This is a genomic window from Bacillus cereus group sp. BfR-BA-01381 (genome assembly GCF_022663555.1).
GTDB lineage: Bacteria > Bacillota > Bacilli > Bacillales > Bacillaceae_G > Bacillus_A > Bacillus_A pacificus.
Window position 1 is genome coordinate 11,537 of sequence record NZ_JAKUFR010000001.1, and the last position, 22,113, is coordinate 33,649.

Below are 22,113 nucleotides of genomic sequence, written 5' to 3' on the forward strand. Positions count from 1 at the left end.
TACAATAATTAGAGCAAAAATCCCATAAAAAGGTATCCTTTCTACCCACTTTTGGATATGTAAGCTTTTTCGAGATAATTTCAAACTGTAATTTTTTTCTATTTATCACCTTAAAAGAGCTTGTTAAATAAGATTTTTGGCGAATAAAACGTTAAATAGTTTAAAATTATCAGATAACACTAGATATTTTAGTCTATTAATTATTATAATAGAGTATGAGATGGTTATATAATTGAGACAAAAAAGGTAAATACCTAGGTGGGGCCTAGGCGGTGTTTCTCTTTTACGGCTTAGACATAGAAAACACCTACTCTTTTTTGCCAATATAGGGGATGGAGAGATTATCATGAGCAACATGCAGCAAAAAACAGACGTTATCTTAATTGGTGCAGGAATTATGAGTGCAACGTTGGGCTCATTACTAAAAGAATTAGCACCTGAATGGGAAATTAAAGTTTTTGAAAAACTTGCAAGTGCCGGGGAAGAAAGCTCTAACGAATGGAATAATGCAGGTACAGGGCATTCTGCACTATGCGAACTGAACTATACTTCCGAAAAATCTGACGGATCTATAGATATTAGTAAGGCTGTAAAAGTGAATGAGCAATTCCAGCTTTCAAGACAATTTTGGGCATATCTTGTAAAAAGCAAATTAATTCGTAATCCACAAGATTTCATTATGCCTCTACCTCATATGAGTTTAGTACAAGGTGAAAAAAATGTTCAGTTTCTAAAAAACCGTTTTGAAGCGCTTTCAAAAAATCCACTGTTTCAAGGAATGGAATTTTCCGATGCTCCTGAAACATTAAAAAAATGGCTTCCACTCATTATGGAAGGTCGTACATCTAATGAACCGATGGCTGCAACGAAGATTGACTCTGGAACTGATGTTAACTTCGGTGCATTAACACGTATGCTGTTTGATTACTTAAAAACGAAAGATGTCGAGCTAAACTACAAACATAGTGTCGAAAATATTAAACGCACGAAGAATGGTTTGTGGGAAGTAAAAGTACACGATATGAATAGTGGTAAAATCGAGCATCATACTGCAAAATTCGTCTTTATCGGCGGCGGCGGCGGTAGTCTACCTCTACTACAAAAGACTGGTATTCCTGAATCAAAACATATCGGTGGATTCCCAGTAAGTGGACTATTTATGGTATGTAAAAACCAAAAAGTTGTAGAGCAACATCATGCAAAAGTATACGGTAAAGCTAAAGTTGGCGCTCCGCCAATGTCTGTACCTCACCTTGATACGAGATATATAGACAATAAAAAAGCTTTACTATTTGGACCGTTCGCAGGGTTCTCTCCTAAGTTCTTAAAAACTGGATCAAACCTTGACTTAATCGGTTCTGTAAAACCGAATAACGTCTTAACGATGTTAGCTGCTGGTGTAAAAGAAATGGGATTAACAAAATACTTAATTCAGCAAGTTATGTTATCACATGAAAAACGTATGGAAGAATTACGCGAATTCATTCCGAACGCAAAAAGTGAAGATTGGGATGTTGTAGTTGCTGGTCAACGTGTACAAGTAATTAAAGATACTGACGCTGGCGGTAAAGGAACACTTCAATTCGGTACTGAAGTTGTTAGTGCGGCTGATGGATCAATCGCGGCGTTACTAGGTGCATCACCGGGTGCTTCTACTGCCGTTCATGTTATGCTTGAAGTATTAGAAAAATGTTTCCCAAGCCGAATGGTAGAATGGGAAGGAAAAATAAAAGAAATGATTCCTTCTTACGGCATTTCACTAACTGAAAATCCAAGATTGTTCCAAGACCTTCACACTTCTACAGGTCGTACGCTTGGATTAAATGAAAAAGAAACGGTTCATAATTAATGAAGAAATAAAAACGTCCGATACATTCGGACGTTTTTTCGTTACTAGAAATTATATTTATCAATATTATCCTTTGTAAATACGACTCGTTCTGGTAGTACGATAATTCCGTTCCCTTCTGCCTCATAGTCATATCCTTGAATGGAGTTTGGCTCTACTTTTACTTTTCCAATTCCTTTTACTTCGAAGCTATCCCCCACTTTTAACTTCTTCCCTTTTACAACAATTTCATTTGCTACATACGTTGCGAGTGCACCTTGTTGTTTGACATCCCATAAACCAAATTGCGCTACTGTTCCTCGTTTTACGTAATCACGCATCACGTTTGGTGTAGAGAAGCCAGTTACGACTACTTTTTTATCCATTTTTAAATTTTCAGCTGCTTGTGCCATTGCTGGAAGTGCCGTTGCATCCGGGCAAATGACTGCATTAATATCTGGATACGTTTTTAAAATATTCTCCCCTACCGACAAAGACTTTTGTGCATTATTTTCACCGTACTGCGTCGTTACAATTTCCCAGTTCGGATATTTCTTTTTAATAATTTCTTTCGCTTTCGTTACCCATTGGTTTTGATCCGTTACTGTTGGACTAGAGTAAAAGAAGGCTACTTTTCCTTTATCTCCAATTTGCTTAGAAGTCATTTCAATTAATAAGTTAGCAAGTTGATCCGGTGTTCCTTGGCTTATATAAAAGGAACGGTCTTTCGGATTGACATCAGAATCCCATGTCAACACCGTCATGCCTTTTTTCTTAGCACGTTGCAATGATTGCGATAGACCATCTACTGACGTAGAAGAGACCATAAGTGCATCATAGTTTTGGTTAATGAAATTGTTTATATATTTTACTTGACCCGAAACACTCGCTTCAGATGGTCCATCGTATTTCACTTGTACGCCTAACTTATCTCCCATCTCTTTTGCTCCTTCACCCCCTGATGTAAAGAAGCCAACTCCAGTTAATTTTGGGATAAATGCAAATTTCACATCATCAGCTTTTTTCTTATCTGCGGTTTGACTAGAGCAAGCGATTAAACCGATTAAACAAATGCATACAATGAATACAATCCCTAATTTTCTCTTCATGACATTTCCCCCTTATGCAAGTTCTTTCTTTTCCGCGGTGTGAATTGATGTAATTTGAAATGCCTCATAATAACTGAAAGAATAAGAATAATACCAATAACTACATTAGATTGTTCATTTGTTAAACCCGTCATTTGCAAACCATACTGCATGAGTCCTATAAAAATACTCGCAAGTACAGTACCGATAATACTTCCTTTTCCCCCTGTAATAAGTGTCCCGCCTAACACGACTGCTGTAATGATTGGTAATATTGTTTCACTTCCCATATCAGCACGTGCGGAACCGAAATAGGCAGTTAAGAAAGCGCCTCCTAATCCACCCCCTAATCCGGAAAGTATGTAAGCGATGATGACTACTTTTTTTGTTTTAATCCCGGTGTATTTGGCTGCATTTTCGTTCGCACCTGTTAATTTTACGTGGCGCCCATATATGGTGCGATGAAACAATATCGTGCATAAAATCATTAATATAATTAGTAACCATAATAAATTCGGTATTCCTATAAAACTACCGTTTGCTAGTTGTACAAATGTGTCAGGTAAACCACTTATTCCTTCATACCCAGAAGCACCTGCCCCTCCTGAAATGACGAGTGCAATTCCTCCGTATAAAAACATCGTTCCGAGTGTAACGACGAGTGGTTCGACATCTGTCATTTTTATAATAAGTCCGTTTAAAGTGCCTGCTAGGCAACTAATTATTAGGGCTATTATGACAGCAAACAAAATAGGTATTCCGTTCAGCCAAAGTACACCGATTAAGATCGAAGTGAGACCCATTATGGAGCCGACCGATACATCAATTCCTCCTGTTACTATAACGAAAGTCATTGGTATCGCCGCAATTGCGATAAATAGGAAATCATTTGTACTAAAAAGGAGATTACTAATATTTAAGAAATCACTATTTATAAAACTAAAGAGAATGAATTCTAAAAGAAGTAATACGATTAGAACACCTTCCCATCTGTATACATACTTCATAGATTCATCCTCCTTTCTGCCTTCCACTTTTTCATAACGCTATCTAATATGACGATTAGTAATAATAAGAAACCTGAAATAGCATTATTCCAAAATGCTGGTATTTTTAAAAAGACGAGTGAACTGCTTATCGCCTCTAAAAATATCGCTCCTAATGCAGCTCCAACTATAGAACCCGTTCCTCCTTTTAAATGAACTCCTCCTAGTACAGCAGCTGCGATAACCTGTAGTTCTATCCCAGTTCCTGTTTGATTTGGAACGAATCCGATATTCATAACAAATATGCAACCAGCGAGCGCAGCACTTATGCCTGAAATTATAAACGCGTATATCTTCACTTTATTAACAGGTATACCAATAAGTCTCGCGCCATCTTCATTATCACCTACCGCATAAAAGTATCTTCCAAATGGCACTTTCCTTAAAAAGAAGTATAGTAGTAGTAAAATAATAAGAACAACCCATACAATGATCGGCAAACCAAGTATGATAATCGATGACAGTTGCTTAAAATCGTTTGGTATATCTTCAATCCATTTTCCACCTGTAAAGATTAACATCGCACCTCTAATGACCCCTAACATACCTAATGTCATAATAATGGCAGGTACCCGAAACTTCGCAACACCAATTCCATTTATAAAACCGAGAATAGCACCAAGTAAAATAGCAGCAAGTATGGACAAAGATGCATGATATCCATCCGTTAACAACATTCCGCAAACGGCTGCACTTAACCCCATGCTTGAACCAACTGATACATCTATATTTTTCGTAAATAAGACGAACGATTGGCCAATTGCTAGCATGACTAAAATAACGCTTGATTTTATCAGTAAAGATAACGAGTTAAATTGAATAAAACTAGGGTTTATTATTCCTACAATAGCTATATAAATTAGTAGTAACAGTATGATAGACGTTTCATGCATTTTTAACATGCGTTTCATTCCGCTACACCTCCGTGTGCAAGGCGTGTAACTTCATTCACACTTAGTTGTTCTTTTTCCATATGAGAAACAAATCGCCCATTTCGCATTACATATACACGGTTTACTAATTGCACAATTTCTTCAACATCGGAAGAGATTAATAATATTGCGAGTCCTTCCCTTTTCATTTTTTCTATCGTCTCATACACTTCAAGCCTTGCCTTCGCATCAATTCCACGAGTCGGTTCATCAAGAATAATAATTTTAGGATTACATGCGAGATACTTCGCAAGCACGACCTTCTGCTGATTACCTCCTGATAAAGATGCCAGTTCTTCATTCATATTTTGTATAACAATTCGGAACTGTTCTATAAATGAATTAACTAAAGCGCTTTCTTTTTCTTGATTTATAAAAAAGCGATTATTTTGCTGTAAACTTGCTGCTGCAATATTTTCTTTAACAGAAGCAATTGAGAAGATTCCATTCCTCGCCCTATCCTCTGGCACATAAACCAGTCCCTCTTCTAGCCTTTTATGCAAAGAACACGCATCAATTGATTTTCCCTCTAATAAGATAGACCCTGATTTTATAGTTTTCAATCCAAATATCGCTTCTGCTAATTCAGTCCTGCCAGATCCTATAATGCCAGCAACACCTACAATCTCACCCGCATGTACAGTGAATGATATATTTTTGAATGCGTGGCTCGTTATATCGATCACTTCTAATATTTTTTTCGTCCTTGCTGTCTCTTGAACTACTTCTATTTTCTCTTTCTGTTTATACCCTTTTGGCAATAGCCCCTCCATCAGCATGTCATATGTATAGTCACATACGTCACCTTGGCTTACAATCATTCCATCACGTAGTATTGCTACTTTGTTAGCAATTTCAAAGATTTCTGGAAAGCGATGCGTAATATAAATCATCCCAATTCCTTTTTCTTGTAAACTTTTCATCAACACAAAAAGACTCTTAATTTCGTGAGTTGTTAATGTCGATGTTGGCTCATCTAAAATAAGAATCTCAGCTTCTCGTATTAATCCTCTAACAATTTCTACTAACTGTTGTTGCGCAATCGATAATGATCCTCCTAGTTCATTAAGGTCAATATCCCACCCTAGACTTTTAATCAATTGCTCAATCTGTACTCTTAATTTCTTTTTCTTTTCTGTTAACCCGATACAGATATTTTCTTCAATAGTCATATGCGGAAAAATGAGCGGTTCTTGCGGTATTAAATAAATACCTTTTCGGTGTGCTTCTGACGGATTTGAAAACTGTTGCTTCGTTCCTTTTACATACATTTCTCCATCATCATACGAATATAACCCCGTTAATATTTTCATTAATGTTGATTTCCCGGCGCCATTTCCCCCAACTAAAGCGTATATATCTCCGCGCTCTACTTGTAAGTTCACTTCTTTTAATACAAGTTGATTTGAAAACGCCTTACTCATTTTATTTACTTGTAATAAAGGTATGTTCTCCACTTGATGTCACCTGCCTTTATCCAGAACATTTTTTGAGAAAATGATTATTTGTTCTACTTGTTTTGTAGCATTGTATATTCCTTTTTTCATATCTAGAACACTTTTTTCTACATACTATTCATCGTTTCAACTGGAATAAACAAAATATATGGCACATATGTTTAAGCAGTGGTCAATTGTTGAAAGGGATGAAGAGTATGACTCAGCTGAACTTTGAAGAGAATTTATTAACTAAAGTAGCTTGGTACTATTATAAAGACCAATTAACACAACAGGAGATCGCTTCACTTCTTCATATTTCAAGAAATAAAGTCGTCCGGTTATTAGATAAGGCGCGAAGTGAAGGTATCGTTACATTTCACGTAAAAGGGACTGGTTTACACTGTTTAAGTATTGAGCGTGACTTAATGAAAAAATTCCACTTAAAAGATGCTTTTATTATCCCGACCCCAGTAAACAATTATCACGCTTCTCTCGGAAAAGCTGCTGCACAATATTTAGAAACTCATCTCCAGCAAGGCGATTTACTCGGTATCGGATGGGGAGAAACAATTAGCAAAATGCTAGAAAACATTCATTTTGAGACTTCTATTAATCTTTCAATCGTAACGTTAACAGGCGGAGTAAATCACTATCTCTCGAGAAAACAAAACTATTTACACTACATGCAAGGCGATCTTCACATTATCCCTACGCCGTTTCTAGCATCTACAACCGAAATGGCACAAAGTATTCTATCAGAACCGAGTGTAAAAGATATGCTTCATGTCGCTTCACTTGCACATACAGCAGTTGTCGGTATTGGAGGATTATCTCAAGACGCTACGATTGTAAAAGAAGAAAAATTAACACTACGTGAGATGACATATATTCGTAGTCAAAACGGTGCTGGCGATATTTTAGGACAGTTTTACAATACGAATGGTGATTTATTAAAGCTCCCACATCATAATCAACTAATCGGTACGCCGCTCTCGATTCTGCGCAAAATGAAACATGTTGTTGGTGTTGCTGGAGGTACAGAAAAGATAGACGCAATTTATGGTGCCTTAAAAGGAAAGTTTATTCATACATTAATTACCGATGAGGAAACGGCCCTCTCCTTATTACGAAAGGATGGTGATTGTTAATGTCTCATTTATTAGCTTTTGATGCTGGTACAGGAAGCATTAGAGCTGTTCTTTTTGATTTACTAGGTAATCAAATTGCTGTCAGTCAAAAAGAATGGGTTCATAATACAGATCCTCGTTACCCAGGTTCTATGAATTTTGATGTAATAGAAAACTGGAAGCTAGTACAACAATGCACGAAAGAAGTTTTACAAAGGAGCAATATCTCGCCCTCTTCCATTCAAGCTATTAGCGCTACTAGTATGCGAGAAGGTTTTGTTTTATATGATAAAGATGGGCAAGAAATATGGGCTTGCGCAAATGTTGATGGGCGCGCGTCCGCTGAAGTTAGTGAGCTAAAAGAAATACGGTCACATCTTGAAGAAGATTTATATACTAGATCTGGTCAAACTTTTTCATTAGGCGCTTTACCCCGCCTACTTTGGATTAAAAAACATGAACCAGAAGTCTATAGCAATATTCATTCTTTTACGATGTTAAACGATTGGATTTTATATAAATTAAGCGGCGTACTACAAATCGATCCTTCAAACGGATGTACATCCGGTATTTTTGACCTACAAAATAGAGTATGGGATAACGATATCGCTATCAAGTGTGGTTTAACATTGCCATTTTCACCAACAGTAAATGAAGCTGGTACAGTAATTGGCAACGTTACAAAAGAGTGTGCAGCATTAACTGGATTACGTGAAGGAATTCCTGTCGTAGCCGGGGGCGGAGATGCTCAAATGGCATCGCTCGGAACTGGAGTCGTGAAACCGAATCAAACATTAATATGCGGAGGTAGTTTTTGGCAACAAGAAGTGAATGTTACTGAGCCAATACCAGATCCACAAGCTGCGATTCGTATAAATTGTCACGTCGTACCTAATCTATGGCAATACGAAACGATTGCCTTTTTCCCAGGCCTCGTTATGCGCTGGTTTCGAGACGCTTTTTGCCAAGAGGAAAAGAAACTTGCTGACAAACTCGGTGTAGATGCTTATGAATTACTAGAAGAACAAGCGAAAGACGTACCTGTCGGTTCACATGGCATTATCCCTACTTTTTCAAACGTTATGAACTACATTTCTTGGCGTCATGCCGCACCTTCTTTTTTAAATTTAAGTTTAGATGCTGACAAATGCGGAAAAAAAGAACTGTTCCGTGCTATTGAAGAAAATGCAGCCTTCGTTACACTTGGAAACTTAAAATTAATAGAAAATCTCACAGGGGCATTCCCTTCTGAAGTCGTTTTTGCTGGGGGTGCCGCTAAAGGAAAACTATGGCCACAAATTCTATCAGACGTCCTTGGTATTCCTGTAAAAGTACCTGTTGTAAAAGAAGCAGCTGCTTTAGGAACTGCAATTGCTGCTGGAGTTGGCGCTGGCATATATGCATCTATGGAAGAAACTGCCGAAGAGTTTGTACAGTGGGAGCAAACATTCGAACCAGTTACTGAAAATCACGAACTATATAAAGAGTTCTATGAAACATGGAAAACTGTGTATGACAGTCAGCTCGCTTTAGCTGATAAAGGGCTCACTTCACATATGTGGATTGCGCCTGGTGCACTGTAACAGATTACATAAAGTGAAACTTTAATCAGTGGGGGTTTTTGTTCCTCCCCCACTGATTATTAGCTGAACCAATCAGGCTTTTACGGGCAGTTGATCTCCACCTACCTTCTTTGCTCCAGACAAATTTTGAGATGGGAGTTTTACTGCCCGTTAATACGGGATAAAGGAGTGAAATGTATGTTAAAAGCGAATGAAAATGATTTCTCTTATCGCTTCGGTGATAATGGGCCGAAATATTTAATACAAGGGCCGAATATTGATTTAGGCCTTGTTGTCATTCAGCCTGGGCAAGAGTTTCAAAACCATTATCATACAACGTGCGAAGAGGTCTTCTATGCATTAGAAGGTGAAATAGATTTCTATGTAAATAACGAAAGAGTTCCAATTAAACAAGGGGATGTCCTGCAAGTTCGCCCACATGAATCTCACTATCTTATTAACCATTCTGACAAACCTTTTAAAGCAGTTTTTATTAAGTCACCACATTTACCAAGTAAAGATACGGTACAAACGGAAAATCCAACATTAACGAAGGAGTGATTTCGAATGACTTGGGGATTTAAAAATCGATTAAATACAATTTTACCTGATGGCAGAGCGGTTATGTTAGCGATAGATCACGGCTACTTTTTAGGACCAATTCATGGGCTTGAACAGCCACTTGAAACAGTTAAAAACTTACTTCCTTATACGGATTCTCTCTTTTTGACGCGTGGTGTACTTAGCTCCTGCATTCCTGAAAACTGCAGTACACCGATGGTTATGCGTGTATCTGGCGGGGCTACTGTCGTCGGTAAAGATTTAGCGAATGAGACAATTGTTACACCTGTAAAAGAAGCAGTAAAACAAAACGCGATTGGCGTAGGTGTGTCTGTTTTCGTCGGGTCCGACTATGAGACACAAACGGTTACGAATCTCGCAAACGTAGTTTCAGAAGCTCACGATTATGGTCTGCCAGTACTCGGCATTACCGCCGTTGCGAAAGAACTACAAAAACGTGAAGCTCGCTTTCTAGCACTTGCTTCCCGTGTATGTGTTGAAATGGGTGCTGACATTATTAAAACGTATTACTGCGAAGGGTTCGAAAAAATTACGAGCACATGCCCTGCCCCAGTCGTAATTGCTGGTGGGCCAAAACTGGATTCAATTGAAGACGCATTAAACATTACGTACAATGCACTACAAGAAGGGGCAATCGGCGTAGATATGGGCCGAAACATATGGCAATCTGAACATCCAGCTGCGATGATTCAAGCGATACATGGTATTGTGAAAAATGGATTGAATGTGAAAGAGGCACTCCAATTATACGAAGATGTAAAAAATTAAAACAAACGAGCAAACTATTGCATTTAAAAGAAAAGCCCATATGTTAGATTACTGAGGAATCTAACATATGGGCTTTCTTTTACATTTTTCATTATTTCGAATTTAACCTACAGATCGCGAACATTCCAAACAATCTCACCGCGTTCACCATAAGTACTGTGATGCCGATGAAACCCTAACTTTTCTAATACCCGAAAAGACGCAGTATTCCAAGCGCCTACAGTAGACCAAAGTCTATGGCGCCCCGTAGCAATCGCAGCTTCCAGCACTGCTGATGCTGCCTCTGTCGCATAACCTTTGCGATGAGCACTTTTGAACAATTCGTATGCAATCTCCGGCTCTTCAAGCGTAGAACGACCGATGATTAAGCCACAGTATCCGATGAAATCGCCTTCGTCTCGTCTACGAATTGTGAGAAGAGAAATACCATTTTCAGTTGCATTCTTGCGCATTTCGATAAGAGAGCTACGAACAGATTCAATGGTTGGCATTTCCACTCCACGTTCACCAATTAGTTTTCTAAGCCAGACTGCATCGGATTCCTCCCACATCTTCAGGTCGAGTCGTTCCGTTTTTAGCTGGAACGCCATATCTTTAAATACATCTGTCATAGTGGTAACCTCCTATTTATATCACTGTACTACTTATAATCGTTTCGTACTGTACCATATGGGAAACATGCTTGGTTCTCTAGATTTTCTTGCATTAAGATTGAATTTTAATTAACGAACTATGCAACCAATGAGAAATACCCTTCATTTTGTCGCTAGAAACTCGATAGTTTTCAAATTCATATGTAGCTATTTCCTTTAATTTTTTTAACTCACCGCTTTTATCAAACAAAGTTTTCCCTTCTAGAAATGAGTATAGTTCCATCGGATTGTTTTTAAAGTTTACTTGAATTTGATTAAAATCTGCACTCTTATATTCAACTAAAATATCTTCTCTCATTTCAGAATGAAATTTCTTCTTTTGTCCTTCTTGTAAAAGAATATAAAAATCTAAATCCGAATCAGGATATGCGTCACCTCTTGCGACAGATCCAATTAGCATAAATCCATTTACCTTTTCCGTACACAAGATTTCCGCTACTATGGTTTGCACTAATTTTTTATGTTGTTCATGTTTAAATATTTGTGCTTCTAACATTTGTAACCTCCACACACATTATTAAGGAGTTATTCGTTACCTATATATTTTACTTCTCTTATATCTTTCATCTTCTACATACTTATTCAACAATAGTCAGTTCATATACAATTACATCTTCACTGCTTTTTGTTTTATCTTGAATCGTTACAATATCTCCAGCTTTTATTTTCGAAGCGTTCACTACTTTTACCATCTCTGGCGGAACATATCCTCCATTGTTCTCTTTATTTAGCGGAAACCACTTTACTGATTTACTAGTTGCTTCTAAAATTTTATATTTAATTGTACCATCATATTTTATTTCACCAACAAGATCTTTTACTAATGTAGGTGTATATTTACCCTCTTCTTTTTCCAAAGAAATATGATCACCTATATCTAGGATACCGTTTCTTTTAGGCGCCTTCCATTTTGTTGAGTTTAAATCATTTAAACTTACTTTCACACTGTCTTCTTTATTTGAGCTAGCATCTTTTAGAAATATATCATTATGTTTCTTATCAATAATGATATACTCCTTCTGCTCTACTATTTTTGCACTGCTTTCACGTTTTTCTTCCTCATTCTTAAATACTTCTTTTTTCACATTATTAATACTACACGCTGATAATAATATCGTTGCCAAAGATGTCATTAGTAATATTCTTTTCACTTCATTTACCTCCATTTACAAATAAACATTTATCACATCCATATTTTACTATAAATCAAAAAAGAGGATATTTGTTTATTACTAAACAAATATCCTCTACCTTTACATATATATATTACGACTGTTGATAAGCCGCTTTCGATGATTTCACATAATAAACTGAGTGATCAACGTTAATGATATGATCTGGTTTTGGCTTACCCCGACTCGCTCTATGACCTGCTAAATGTTCTTCACTTGTTTCCCAGTTTTTCCACGCTTCTTCAGATTCCCAGCGGATCATAACGACAACTTCTTCGTCGCCGCGTCTTACTTTTTTCACAAGAACACTTAAATCGATAAAGCCTTCAAATTTTTCAATAATTCCTTCTCCAGTGAAACGTTCTACAACTATATTTGATGTACCTTCTTTTACTGTAAATGTTTTCGTTTCAATAAACATATATCCCACTCCCTCTTTATAATACGAATACTACTATTCTTCTATTATAGTTGATTATGATAATTATTTTCAATTATAAAGTTTGAATTATGCCGTTTTCTCTTCTATCGCCTCATCTAAAAATTTGAAATATGGGAGTAATATTCCGATTAAAGAGGTGACACATATAATTGAACCGATAATAAAGTATAGTGCTCTTACTCCCCACATTTCACTCAATATTCCCCCTACTAACACACCTAACGGCATAGCGGATCGTATGAAAAATAATCGTACTGAAAATACTTGTCCTATCATATTGTTCGGAACTGATTTTTGGCATATCGTCGTATTATAAACATTGAAAAAGGCAATACAAACACCTGCAACTATTTCAATTATTATCGCCATTACAATACTGTGGTTAAAACCTAGCGAAATGTATGTGAGTCCCCCGATAAACAATCCTCCAAGCATAAGTATACGCCTGCTTTTATATGTTACTTTTCCGACTAGTATAGATCCAACTACATAGCCAAGCGGGAATCCGGCCATAAAATAACCAAATTCCGCATATCCCCCTGACAGCTCGTCTTTTATATAAGGAAGATTTGTAACCATCGTTACCCCAACTCCAAATTGCACGAAAGTAAGAAAGACACCGAGCCAAACGATGATTGGTTTTGTAAAAAAATATGTAAAACCGTGAAGAAACTGTCCAAGCCACGTTTTCCGAATAGGTTGCGACGTTCTATTTTCTTTTATATAAAGTAAGAAAGTGCCACTAACAAATAAACAAATGCATACGAAAGATAATGTAAGTTCTGTTCCAATGAAATGAATGACTACTCCACCTAATACTGGCGCAAGAAACATCATAAGTCGAGTCATTCCATCAATGTACGCATTCGCATCTTGAAGTTGTTCTTTCCTTACAATGCTTGGTGTAATGGCTTGACTTGCAGGTGTATAAAGTGGTGTAATAAGTCCCACTACAATTTGAACAACATAAATGTGCCAAACTTCTATACTACCCGAAACTAACATCACCAAAGGTAATAAGAATACGGACGCTCGTATCCATTGTGAAAAAATCATAATCCACTTCCGGCTCCATTTATCAATAAATGGGCCGCTGATTAATTGCAGTATGAGTGATGGGATGAAATATAATAACCACATACTACTTAAAGCCATTTCCGATCCTGTTAACTCATATACTAGAATTGAATTACATAACGTTCCGAAACCCCCGCCTAATTCTGAAATTGCACTACCAATCCACATAAAAAAGAACGAACGATTTTTCAATACATTTTTCAATTTCATACACCAACTTTTCTTTTATATTCCTCCCTTTATGTACATTCTCGTTGTTAATTATCTATTCAAAAACATATCTAATTCCTTCGCTAAAGACTGTACTGCTTTCTTCCTTAATACATATTTCCCATCATGTATATCCACTAACTTCGCTGCACGTAACAATTTCAAATGGTGGTGTACAGTCGATTTACCAAGTTGCAGTCTTTCTGTAATTTCCTGCAATGTTCGTTCTTTTTCGAACAACATTTTTACAATACGTAACCTCGCTTCATCTCCAAGAGCTTTATGTTTTTGAACTAAAAAATAATTCGGTTCATATGGATCTTCAGGATGAATACTTTCGTTTGCAACTGGATAATGGAATACTTTCGTATCTTCAATATCGGCCTCAATATTCCACGGTCTGTACGTCATTTGCGGAATAAGAAGTACGTGATGAACACTTGGCTCTGGCATATAAATAACGCCACCTGTAGCCCACTCGACGAACTCTTCTGGTTTCATCTTTTTATTCATTTCAACCTTTGTTTCATAGTCTCGTTTTAATATAGAACGTATTTCTTCTTCCTCTTTCTGAATAACACTCTCATACCAACCTGTCATTACAGCGATTAAATGAGGTTTCAGCACTTGTACATCAACATTACATATAAAACGAATATATGTAGAGAAAAACTGATGACCTTGTGTCAGCTCCTCTAGTTCATATATTGCAGTTACATTTCCACTTGCTGCTAAATGTCTTTTCTCTTCATACTTCTCCCCTAAAAACGGTAAACATATATATTTCAAATCTACTTCTGAAAGCGAATCGATTTTACCATGAAACTGTGCTAAGTCCTGAAAATCCTCTTCATACAACAACTGAAGCAATGCTTTCCACGTATTATGTTCTTCGACAAATTGTAAGTGCTCTCTCATTTCTTCTGTTAATGATTTCTTAATTTCTTCCCATTCATTTTGACTCTTTTCAAGAGTATCAATTAACCTCTTATGAGTAATTGCTGCAATGCCAAGTGCACATTCGAAAAGTATCGAATATTTCACTCGAACGTTATAAGTTTCCCTCTTTCTACTCGTTATGTGATAAACCTCCATTTTTATCCCCTCCTTGTTTGCTATATATTAAATTCTATTTTTATCGAATTTATCCTTCTATATTTTTAGAATTAATAAATTTCACTTTGAAATACATTCATTCTAAATTAAAAAGAATAGGAGCTTTTTTATATACAAATAATAATCTTCAAGGAGTTGTTGAGATGCATTTCTTATTGAATATGTTAGGGGTTTTCGTTGTCATATTAATCGTTTTCTTATGTTCGCCTAATAAAAAACATATAAAATGGAGACCGATTGTAATTCTCATCATATTGGAGCTTTTTATTACGTGGTTTATGTTAGGCACAAAGCTAGGCAGTATTATTATTAATCAAATAGCGTCATTTTTTAGTTGGCTACTGGCATGTGCGAATGAAGGAATTCGATTTGCATTTCCTTCATCTATGGACAGTCCACACATTGATTTCTTCTTTAGTGCATTACTTCCTATCATCTTTGTTATTACTTTTTTCGATATTCTATCTTATTTTGGAATCTTAACTTGGATTATTGATAAAGTAGGTGCAGTTATTTCAAAGATTTCTCGTTTGCCAAAGTTAGAAAGCTTCTTTTCGATTCAAATGATGTTTTTAGGAAACACCGAAGCACTTGCGGTTGTTCGTGATCAATTATCTGTTTTAAAAGAAAATCGATTATTAACTTTTGGGATTATGAGTATGAGTAGCGTTAGCGGATCCATTCTTGGCGCTTATTTATCAATGGTTCCAGCAACTTATATTTTCAGCGCAATCCCATTAAACTGTATTAACGCCTTAATTTTAGCCAATGTATTAAATCCTGTGGAAGTTTCGAAAGAAGAAGACGTTGTTTACACACCTTCCAAACATGAAAAAAAGGATTTCTTTTCTACTATTTCCAACAGTATGTTAGTCGGGATGAATATGGTTATCGTTATTTTAGCTATGGTAATTGGATATGTAGCTTTAACAGCATGTTTAAATGGGATTTTAGGATTTTTTGTAACAGGTTTAACAATTCAAAAAATCTTCTCCATTATCTTTAGTCCTTTCGCTTTTTTACTCGGTTTATCGGGCAGCGATGCTATGTATGTAGCTGAACTAATGGGGATCAAAATAACGACGAATGAATTTGTTGCAATGATGGATTTAAAATCAAACTTAAAGTCGTTACAACCGCATACAGTTGCGGTTGCAACGACATTTCTAGCTTCTTTTGCTAACTTTAGTACAGTAGGTATGATTTACGGAACTTACAATTCATTATTTGGCGGAGAAAAATCATCAGTCATCGGTAAAAATGTTTGGAAGCTTCTTGTGAGCGGAATGGCTGTTTCCTTATTAAGCGCTATGCTCGTTGGGCTTTTTGTATGGTAAATAATTTTAAAAATAAAAGACACCCAAACGAAAATTGAGTGTCTTTTATTTTTATTTTCGAATTTGTCCATTACCACGAATCACATATTTTGTAGAAGTTAATGAAGGAAGTCCCATTGGGCCCCTTACGTGTAGCTTTTGTGTACTAATGCCAATTTCAGCGCCGAATCCGAATTCAGATCCATCAGTAAAACGAGTTGATGCATTATGATACAGTGCAGCTGCATCAACAGATACGAAAAATTTGCTGACGTTTTCCTCGTTTTCTGAAATAATCGCTTCGGAATGCATAGACCCATACGTATTTATGTGATGAATCGCTTCTTCAATAGAAGAAACTACTTTAACCGCCAGCGTGAGAGATAAAAATTCTGTCCCCCAGTCTTCTTCTGAAGCAAGTACAATTGAAGAATCCAATGCCAATGCTCTCTGATCACCACGTAGCTCCACGCCTCTTTCTTTCAAAGAAGAGAACAGCTCGCTACCATATTGCTGTGCCCACTTCTCATGAAGTACAATCGTTTCAATCGCATTACATACAGATGGTCGCTGCGTTTTTGCATTTATAATAATATCAATTGCCATTTGTTTATCTGCTGTTTCATCAATGAAAATATGACAATTTCCCGCACCTGTTTCAAGTACTGGAACAGACGCTTCTCTCACAACAGTATCGATTAATTGTTTACCACCTCTTGGAATAAGAACGTCTAAATAATCATTCATTGTAAACAACTGCTTTGCGCTATCTCGCGTTGTATCTTCTATAAGCTGTACAGTTTCTTCTGGTAAGCTTGTTTGTTTGAGCGCTCTGTGAATAACAGCAACGATCGCTTTATTAGAATGAATAGCAGAAGAACTACCACGTAATATAACTGTGTTTCCTGTTTTCAAACAAATTGTAGCAGCATCCACTGTTACATTCGGTCTTGCCTCATAAATCATGCCAACAACACCAAGTGGTACACGCATCTCCTGAATAGATAATCCATTTGGCCGTTCCCATTCCCTTACACATTCTCCTACAGGATCACGTAATTCAATTAGCTGCTTAATCCCCTCTGTCATATCAATAATACGATTTGCAGTTAGCATAAGACGATCAAGGAGTGAATCAGAAAATCCTTTTGCCTTACCTTCTTCTATATCCCGTTTGTTTTCCTCTAAAATATAAGCTGTTTCATGTATTAATTGATTTGCAACTGCAGCAAGTGCTTCGTTTTTTTCATTTGTAGATTTTAGTACAAGTTCCCTAGCAACCTCTTTTGCTCGTTTCCCCTTTGCCAACACTTCATTCATTTTTATTTCCTCCTTTTTAAGATTATCTTAAAGTGAAACCCAATGATCCCTATGGATGACTTCATAATTATGCCTTTCGCCTCTTGCTTGAATATGTTGACTTTGCATACCTTTTATCTCTCTTAATTCCTCTGCGCTATATGTGCATTGTCCTTTTCCAATTACGCGCCCTTGTTGCGTCATTACTTCTACAACATCGCCAACTTTGAAAAATCCTGACACATTTGTAACACCAGCAGGAAGAAGACTTTTACCATGCTGAATGATAGCTGTAGTTGCTCCGGCGTCTATTTCAATTTGACCGCTAACAACCGAATGCAAGGCAATCCATTGCTTGTTCATCTTCATTTCTTTTTGAGGGGCATTTCCGACATACGTTCCGTCACCTTTCCCCTTCAAAACATCAACAAATTTCTCTTGTCCACGTCCTGTACCGATAAATACACTTACCCCAAGAGATAGCGCCGTCTTTGCAGCATCAATTTTTGATTTCATACCGCCAGTCCCAAGTTTTGAGCCAGCATCTCCAGCAAGAGAAGCAATTTCTTCTGTAACTTCAGGAAGGAAATAATATTTTTTCGCATCCTCATTTTTTTGAGGATTTTTATCATATAAACCGTTCACATCTGTAAAAATCATAAGCATATCTGCCGAAACAAGTCCGCTTACTAAAGCTGACAGCATATCATTATCACCGAACGTTAACTCCTCTAAAGAGATGGAATCATTTTCATTAATAATTGGAAGAGCAGAACGGTTTAGTAACTCTCCTAACGTAGCGTATGCGTTACTATATTGTTCTTTTCTAGAAAAATCACTTCTCGTCAGCAAAAGTTGTGCAGTAACAATACCATATTTACGGAATTCCTCCGTGTACGCCTGCATTAATAAACTTTGTCCGACAGCTGCTGCAGCCTGTTTCCCTTTAATTGTTACAGGTCTGCTAGGATATCCTAGAGCAGAAAAACCTGCAGCAACGGCCCCAGATGTAATTAACAAAACTTCATGCCCTTCCTCTTTCAATCGAGCCAATGCGGCAACATGATCTGAAAGTTGTTCTTTAGAAATGCCTCCATGACTATCCGCCAGAGAACTACTCCCAATCTTTACAACTATTCGCTGTTTCTTCACTTTTTTATCCCCCAAGTCTAAAATCAAAGTTTTTTATACATTACACTTCTATTCATACAGCTTGCAGCGATTTCTATTCTAATGAGTGCTGCACCTAGCCTATTTAAGAGCAAAATAAAAATGACCGCTTCGCCCTTCATAAAATAAAAAGGACGAAACGGTCATTGTTCCGCGGTACCACCTTAATTGATATACATAGATATCCACTTGGCGCCTATAACGCAGGCGAACGCCTAAACTTTCATTTAAGACTCAGGGATAGGTTCGATATATTCTATACGAGGAATCTTTCAGCCGGTGAATTCCACTCTCTTTCGCAAGAAGACATATGTACTATTTCCCTTCAACGATTTACTGTTTAATTTTTTTATATTATGCGACATAGTTCGATTTGGTGTCAAGAGGTATTTTTAAAAATACATAGAGCTGCAAGTTACTTGTATGGAATTATTTCCCTACTGAATGAAAATACAAATCGATATAAGTTCAACTCATATTTATAAGTATAAACCTTATATTATAGTGTATATATTTACAGAATGTTGAATATAATTAATTTTTATCTTTTCGTATTGCAAAAAGGAATATATTCTCTTAGAATGTTTCTTTATATTGCACAGAGATGTTATTGTTATATTAAGATAACAATTTCGAAATGATATAATTTATTAAAAAAGGAGCAAGATTGAATTATTATGGATAAACAAATTGGATTCATCGGATGCGGAAATATGGGGATGGCTATAATTGGCGGGATGCTAAACAAAAAGATAGTGTCTTCAAATAAAATCATGTGTTCAGATTTAAACACGACGAATTTAGAAAATGCTAGTGAAAAGTACGGAATAACTATAACTACTGACAACAATGAAGTCGCTAAAAATGCTGATATTTTAATTTTATCAATTAAACCAGACTTATACCCATTAGTAATTAACGAAATTAAAGAAGTGATAAAAAACGATGCTATCATCGTTACGATCGCTGCTGGTAAAAGTATTGAAAGTACTGAAAATGCCTTTAATAAAAAATTAAAAGTTGTACGAGTAATGCCTAATACTCCTGCTCTTGTTGGAGAAGGAATGTCTGCATTATGCCCAAATGAAATGGTGACAGAAAAGGATTTAGAAGATGTGCTAAACATTTTCAATAGTTTTGGTCAATCAGAGATCGTAAGTGAAAAGTTAATGGATGTTGTAACATCTGTAAGTGGCTCTTCACCAGCATACGTATATATGATTATAGAAGCGATGGCAGATGCTGCTGTACTAGATGGCATGCCAAGAAATCAAGCATATAAATTCGCTGCTCAAGCAGTATTAGGCTCTGCAAAAATGGTACTAGAAACAGGAATACATCCAGGTGAATTGAAAGATATGGTTTGTTCTCCTGGCGGAACAACGATAGAAGCTGTAGCAACTTTAGAGGAAAAAGGCTTACGAACAGCCATCATTTCAGCTATGCAACGTTGTACCCAAAAGTCTGTTGAACTATCTGGTCAAACGAAAAAGTAAAACTATAACTTCACATGAATGTAATTAGAAATACACTACATGATAAACAGCCAAACTCGAATATACTTGAGTTTGGCCGTTTTAGTTGTTAATTATATTAAAATAACTTCAATCACCCCTTCCCTACTATACTTGTGTAATTTTATTAGAAACAAGTAATTTTTCAATACAAATCGGTAACATGTCTAATAGCGTTTCAAATGCGTAATTTACATCTAGACGTTCTGTCCATTGATGGGCATCTTTTCCTACCGGTCCCATATTTAAAACTGGAACGTCAAATGCTTCTAGTTCCTGAAGTGGAATTGAGTAACCTTTATCCCATAGTGGCATATTGTCTACAAGTGAACTCATTGAATGTAATGGATTTTGTAAGCCCACATAGCTTAAATCTGAAATTCCTCCAAAATAGTTTTGGTTTTCAAATGTAATGTTATGATTGAAGTTTGCATACTTTTCCATTTCTGTAACTACTTCTTTAATTAACGGATTGTTGCGTGAACTTACAGCTGGATAATATGGCGGAGCAAAGAAAAGTACAATCATCGGCGCCTTTTCTTTACATAAAATAGCTAGTTTATCTACTAAATCAATGGTTACCGCACGATCATCTTTCTCTTCTCTATTTTTTATTATACTAGATTGAATATCATCTATTTTCTCTTGCCCATGTTGTTCAATTGCATAAGCGATAAGCTCTTCATACGTTAATACATTCACCTTCATATTAGGCGGTATAAACGGATTATATTTAGAAAAACAATATGCTTGTTTTTCATATTTCTCTTCTATTTTCTCCGCTACTTTCGTTACTTTTTGACGTAACAATGAAACGACATCTGTCATTGATTTTTCTAATAAAAACAAATTAAATAACGTGACGGCACGATGCGGAATTTGTACAGAGTAATCCTCCTTTAAGTCCCTTTGAAGTAAGTTAGTTGGCGGAGGGCTCGCTTCCCCTTCTACAATATCACAAAGGTCTGTATTTAACTCTAATTCTGCTGTTATTAATGAAGCCATATAACTCCCATTTAAGCCTGCAAAAGGTTCACCTACATGTGTCTCTTTTCCGTAGCAAAGAAAACCAGGTAACACTTTACCAATAGAACCAGTGTAAATATACTTATTTTGGTCACCAGGATGTCTTGCAAACATAGGCTCTGAATTTAGTACCGTTTTATACTCTAAATCATGTTCTCTTGCTAACTCTAGTAATCTTGGAACAGCAGCTCTCATCCCTACCGAGTTTACTTCTTCATCTGGTACAGCCAATAAAAGAACATTCCCATCAAACTTTCCTTCGCAAGCTTGCTCAATCATTGCCATTTGTAAAGCTAGACCGCATTTCATGTCCATTGTTCCTCTACCAAACAACCATTCTCCTTGTTCTATATCTTCACGTACATAGTCTGGAAGCTCATCTTTATGAGCATAGAACATAGACGTTAACTTTTTAGGATTGAATGCATCTTCTTTCCACACTCCATAATCTTGTACATCTACAACATCAAAGTGACTTACTAGAATTACGGTATTTTTTGTACGATCGCTTTTCTTTACTAGTGCTGTAACAAAATATCGTCCGTCCCCCGTCGAATTTTTTTGCAAATGGTGCGGATTTTCTTTGAAATACTGTAAATCAGATAATTGTTCCACAACGAAGTCTGGCAATATCACTTCAGCTTCTGTACCTGTAATACTAGGAATTTCAACAAGACTGCTTAATAATTGAATCAATTGTTCTTTTGATTGCCACTTTGACATATATATCCCCCTATTTTTCCGCA

At 36.5% G+C, this 22,113-nt stretch carries 19 protein-coding genes, 1 pseudogene and 1 other annotated feature; of the genes and pseudogenes, 7 read left to right on the forward strand and 13 right to left on the reverse strand.

Annotated features, from left to right (window positions below; genetic code table 11):
• Positions 1-346: 346 nt before the first annotated feature.
• Positions 347-1,849, forward strand: coding sequence for a malate:quinone oxidoreductase (locus tag MR079_RS00050; protein WP_139865936.1), 1,503 nt, complete (start codon positions 347-349; stop codon positions 1,847-1,849).
• 44 nt (positions 1,850-1,893) lie between these two features.
• On the opposite strand, the gene lsrB is transcribed toward MR079_RS00050, so the two are convergent.
• Genes lsrB through MR079_RS00070 form a run of 4 tightly spaced genes read right to left on the reverse strand, consistent with a single transcriptional unit; the run spans position 1,894 to position 6,351 of the window.
• On the reverse strand, positions 1,894-2,937 hold the full coding sequence (gene lsrB / locus MR079_RS00055; protein ID WP_000823633.1) for an autoinducer 2 ABC transporter substrate-binding protein LsrB: 1,044 nt from the start codon (positions 2,935-2,937) through the stop codon (positions 1,894-1,896).
• A complete protein-coding gene (locus tag MR079_RS00060; RefSeq protein WP_139865937.1) occupies positions 2,934-3,923 on the reverse strand; it encodes an ABC transporter permease subunit in 990 nt (329 codons plus the stop codon). Before MR079_RS00060 ends, lsrB begins: the two co-directional genes overlap by 4 nt.
• Positions 3,920-4,873 (reverse strand): ABC transporter permease subunit, encoded by a 954-nt coding sequence (locus MR079_RS00065; RefSeq protein WP_139865938.1) that lies wholly within the window; start codon positions 4,871-4,873, stop codon positions 3,920-3,922. Before MR079_RS00065 ends, MR079_RS00060 begins: the two co-directional genes overlap by 4 nt.
• Complete coding sequence (locus MR079_RS00070) at positions 4,870-6,351, reverse strand: sugar ABC transporter ATP-binding protein (RefSeq protein WP_242293247.1); 1,482 nt, start codon at positions 6,349-6,351, stop codon at positions 4,870-4,872. Before MR079_RS00070 ends, MR079_RS00065 begins: the two co-directional genes overlap by 4 nt.
• Positions 6,352-6,548: 197 nt before the next feature.
• Here MR079_RS00070 and MR079_RS00075 point away from each other — a divergent pair, with 197 nt between their 5' ends.
• The 4 genes from MR079_RS00075 (at position 6,549) to lsrF (ending at position 10,372) form a co-directional block, all read left to right on the forward strand.
• Entirely contained in the window at positions 6,549-7,481 is a 933-nt protein-coding gene (locus MR079_RS00075; RefSeq protein WP_242293248.1) for a sugar-binding transcriptional regulator, read from the forward strand.
• Positions 7,481-9,043, forward strand: coding sequence for an autoinducer-2 kinase (gene lsrK / locus MR079_RS00080; protein WP_242293249.1), 1,563 nt, complete (start codon positions 7,481-7,483; stop codon positions 9,041-9,043). Before MR079_RS00075 ends, lsrK begins: the two co-directional genes overlap by 1 nt.
• A gap of 177 nt (positions 9,044-9,220) precedes the next feature.
• Complete coding sequence (locus tag MR079_RS00085; RefSeq protein ID WP_000909987.1) at positions 9,221-9,583, forward strand: cupin domain-containing protein; 363 nt, start codon at positions 9,221-9,223, stop codon at positions 9,581-9,583.
• 6 nt (positions 9,584-9,589) lie between these two features.
• Entirely contained in the window at positions 9,590-10,372 is a 783-nt protein-coding gene (gene lsrF / locus MR079_RS00090) for a 3-hydroxy-5-phosphonooxypentane-2,4-dione thiolase (RefSeq protein WP_070806325.1), read from the forward strand.
• Between the two features lie 107 nt (positions 10,373-10,479).
• Here the strand turns inward: lsrF and MR079_RS00095 are convergent, their stop codons facing one another.
• From MR079_RS00095 to MR079_RS00120, 6 genes and pseudogenes are all read right to left on the reverse strand, one after another.
• On the reverse strand, positions 10,480-10,983 hold the full coding sequence (locus MR079_RS00095) for a GNAT family N-acetyltransferase (protein ID WP_139865942.1): 504 nt from the start codon (positions 10,981-10,983) through the stop codon (positions 10,480-10,482).
• Positions 10,984-11,080: 97 nt separating this feature from the next.
• Positions 11,081-11,521, reverse strand: a pseudogene (locus tag MR079_RS00100) (nucleotidyltransferase domain-containing protein); the annotation flags it as partial.
• An 82-nt stretch (positions 11,522-11,603) separates the two neighbouring features.
• Complete coding sequence (locus tag MR079_RS00105) at positions 11,604-12,191, reverse strand: hypothetical protein (RefSeq protein WP_103627374.1); 588 nt, start codon at positions 12,189-12,191, stop codon at positions 11,604-11,606.
• Positions 12,192-12,291: 100 nt separating this feature from the next.
• On the reverse strand, positions 12,292-12,618 hold the full coding sequence (hmoA, locus tag MR079_RS00110; protein ID WP_139865944.1) for a heme-degrading monooxygenase HmoA: 327 nt from the start codon (positions 12,616-12,618) through the stop codon (positions 12,292-12,294).
• A gap of 87 nt (positions 12,619-12,705) precedes the next feature.
• On the reverse strand, positions 12,706-13,926 hold the full coding sequence (locus MR079_RS00115; RefSeq protein WP_242293250.1) for an MFS transporter: 1,221 nt from the start codon (positions 13,924-13,926) through the stop codon (positions 12,706-12,708).
• Positions 13,927-13,977: 51 nt separating this feature from the next.
• A complete protein-coding gene (locus MR079_RS00120) occupies positions 13,978-15,021 on the reverse strand; it encodes an ArsR/SmtB family transcription factor (protein WP_242293251.1) in 1,044 nt (347 codons plus the stop codon).
• A gap of 164 nt (positions 15,022-15,185) precedes the next feature.
• Between MR079_RS00120 and MR079_RS00125 the strand changes: the two genes are divergently transcribed.
• The gene (locus tag MR079_RS00125) at positions 15,186-16,379 is read left to right on the forward strand and encodes a NupC/NupG family nucleoside CNT transporter (protein ID WP_139865947.1); all 1,194 of its coding nucleotides are present in this window, start codon (positions 15,186-15,188) and stop codon (positions 16,377-16,379) included.
• Between the two features lie 51 nt (positions 16,380-16,430).
• On the opposite strand, the gene MR079_RS00130 is transcribed toward MR079_RS00125, so the two are convergent.
• Positions 16,431-17,678 carry a glutamate-5-semialdehyde dehydrogenase gene (locus MR079_RS00130; protein WP_139865948.1) on the reverse strand — a complete coding sequence of 416 codons (1,248 nt, stop codon included), beginning with the start codon at positions 17,676-17,678 and terminating at the stop codon, positions 16,431-16,433.
• Positions 17,679-17,705: 27 nt separating this feature from the next.
• The gene (proB, locus tag MR079_RS00135; protein WP_000744724.1) at positions 17,706-18,809 is read right to left on the reverse strand and encodes a glutamate 5-kinase; all 1,104 of its coding nucleotides are present in this window, start codon (positions 18,807-18,809) and stop codon (positions 17,706-17,708) included.
• Positions 18,810-18,954: 145 nt separating this feature from the next.
• Positions 18,955-19,165: a binding site (T-box leader), on the reverse strand.
• Between the two features lie 339 nt (positions 19,166-19,504).
• On the opposite strand from proB, the gene proC reads away from it, so the two are divergent.
• Complete coding sequence (gene proC / locus MR079_RS00140; RefSeq protein ID WP_000360707.1) at positions 19,505-20,323, forward strand: pyrroline-5-carboxylate reductase; 819 nt, start codon at positions 19,505-19,507, stop codon at positions 20,321-20,323.
• A 126-nt stretch (positions 20,324-20,449) separates the two neighbouring features.
• Here the strand turns inward: proC and MR079_RS00145 are convergent, their stop codons facing one another.
• Positions 20,450-22,090, reverse strand: coding sequence for a M20/M25/M40 family metallo-hydrolase (locus tag MR079_RS00145; RefSeq protein ID WP_242293252.1), 1,641 nt, complete (start codon positions 22,088-22,090; stop codon positions 20,450-20,452).
• Positions 22,091-22,113 lie beyond the last annotated feature (23 nt).

Bases quoted from the DNA above. Each gene is read 5' to 3' on its own strand.
- MR079_RS00050 (WP_139865936.1), top strand. From the start codon at position 347: ATGAGCAACATGCAGCAAAAAACAGACGTTATCTTAATTGGTGCAGGA.
- lsrB (WP_000823633.1), bottom strand. From the start codon at position 2,937: ATGAAGAGAAAATTAGGGATTGTATTCATTGTATGCATTTGTTTAATC.
- MR079_RS00060 (WP_139865937.1), bottom strand. From the start codon at position 3,923: ATGAAGTATGTATACAGATGGGAAGGTGTTCTAATCGTATTACTTCTT.
- MR079_RS00065 (WP_139865938.1), bottom strand. From the start codon at position 4,873: ATGAAACGCATGTTAAAAATGCATGAAACGTCTATCATACTGTTACTA.
- MR079_RS00075 (WP_242293248.1), top strand. From the start codon at position 6,549: ATGACTCAGCTGAACTTTGAAGAGAATTTATTAACTAAAGTAGCTTGG.
- lsrK (WP_242293249.1), top strand. From the start codon at position 7,481: ATGTCTCATTTATTAGCTTTTGATGCTGGTACAGGAAGCATTAGAGCT.
- MR079_RS00085 (WP_000909987.1), top strand. From the start codon at position 9,221: ATGTTAAAAGCGAATGAAAATGATTTCTCTTATCGCTTCGGTGATAAT.
- lsrF (WP_070806325.1), top strand. From the start codon at position 9,590: ATGACTTGGGGATTTAAAAATCGATTAAATACAATTTTACCTGATGGC.
- MR079_RS00095 (WP_139865942.1), bottom strand. From the start codon at position 10,983: ATGACAGATGTATTTAAAGATATGGCGTTCCAGCTAAAAACGGAACGA.
- MR079_RS00105 (WP_103627374.1), bottom strand. From the start codon at position 12,191: ATGGAGGTAAATGAAGTGAAAAGAATATTACTAATGACATCTTTGGCA.
- hmoA (WP_139865944.1), bottom strand. From the start codon at position 12,618: ATGTTTATTGAAACGAAAACATTTACAGTAAAAGAAGGTACATCAAAT.
- MR079_RS00115 (WP_242293250.1), bottom strand. From the start codon at position 13,926: ATGAAATTGAAAAATGTATTGAAAAATCGTTCGTTCTTTTTTATGTGG.
- MR079_RS00120 (WP_242293251.1), bottom strand. From the start codon at position 15,021: ATGGAGGTTTATCACATAACGAGTAGAAAGAGGGAAACTTATAACGTT.
- MR079_RS00125 (WP_139865947.1), top strand. From the start codon at position 15,186: ATGCATTTCTTATTGAATATGTTAGGGGTTTTCGTTGTCATATTAATC.
- MR079_RS00130 (WP_139865948.1), bottom strand. From the start codon at position 17,678: ATGAATGAAGTGTTGGCAAAGGGGAAACGAGCAAAAGAGGTTGCTAGG.
- proC (WP_000360707.1), top strand. From the start codon at position 19,505: ATGGATAAACAAATTGGATTCATCGGATGCGGAAATATGGGGATGGCT.
- MR079_RS00145 (WP_242293252.1), bottom strand. From the start codon at position 22,090: ATGTCAAAGTGGCAATCAAAAGAACAATTGATTCAATTATTAAGCAGT.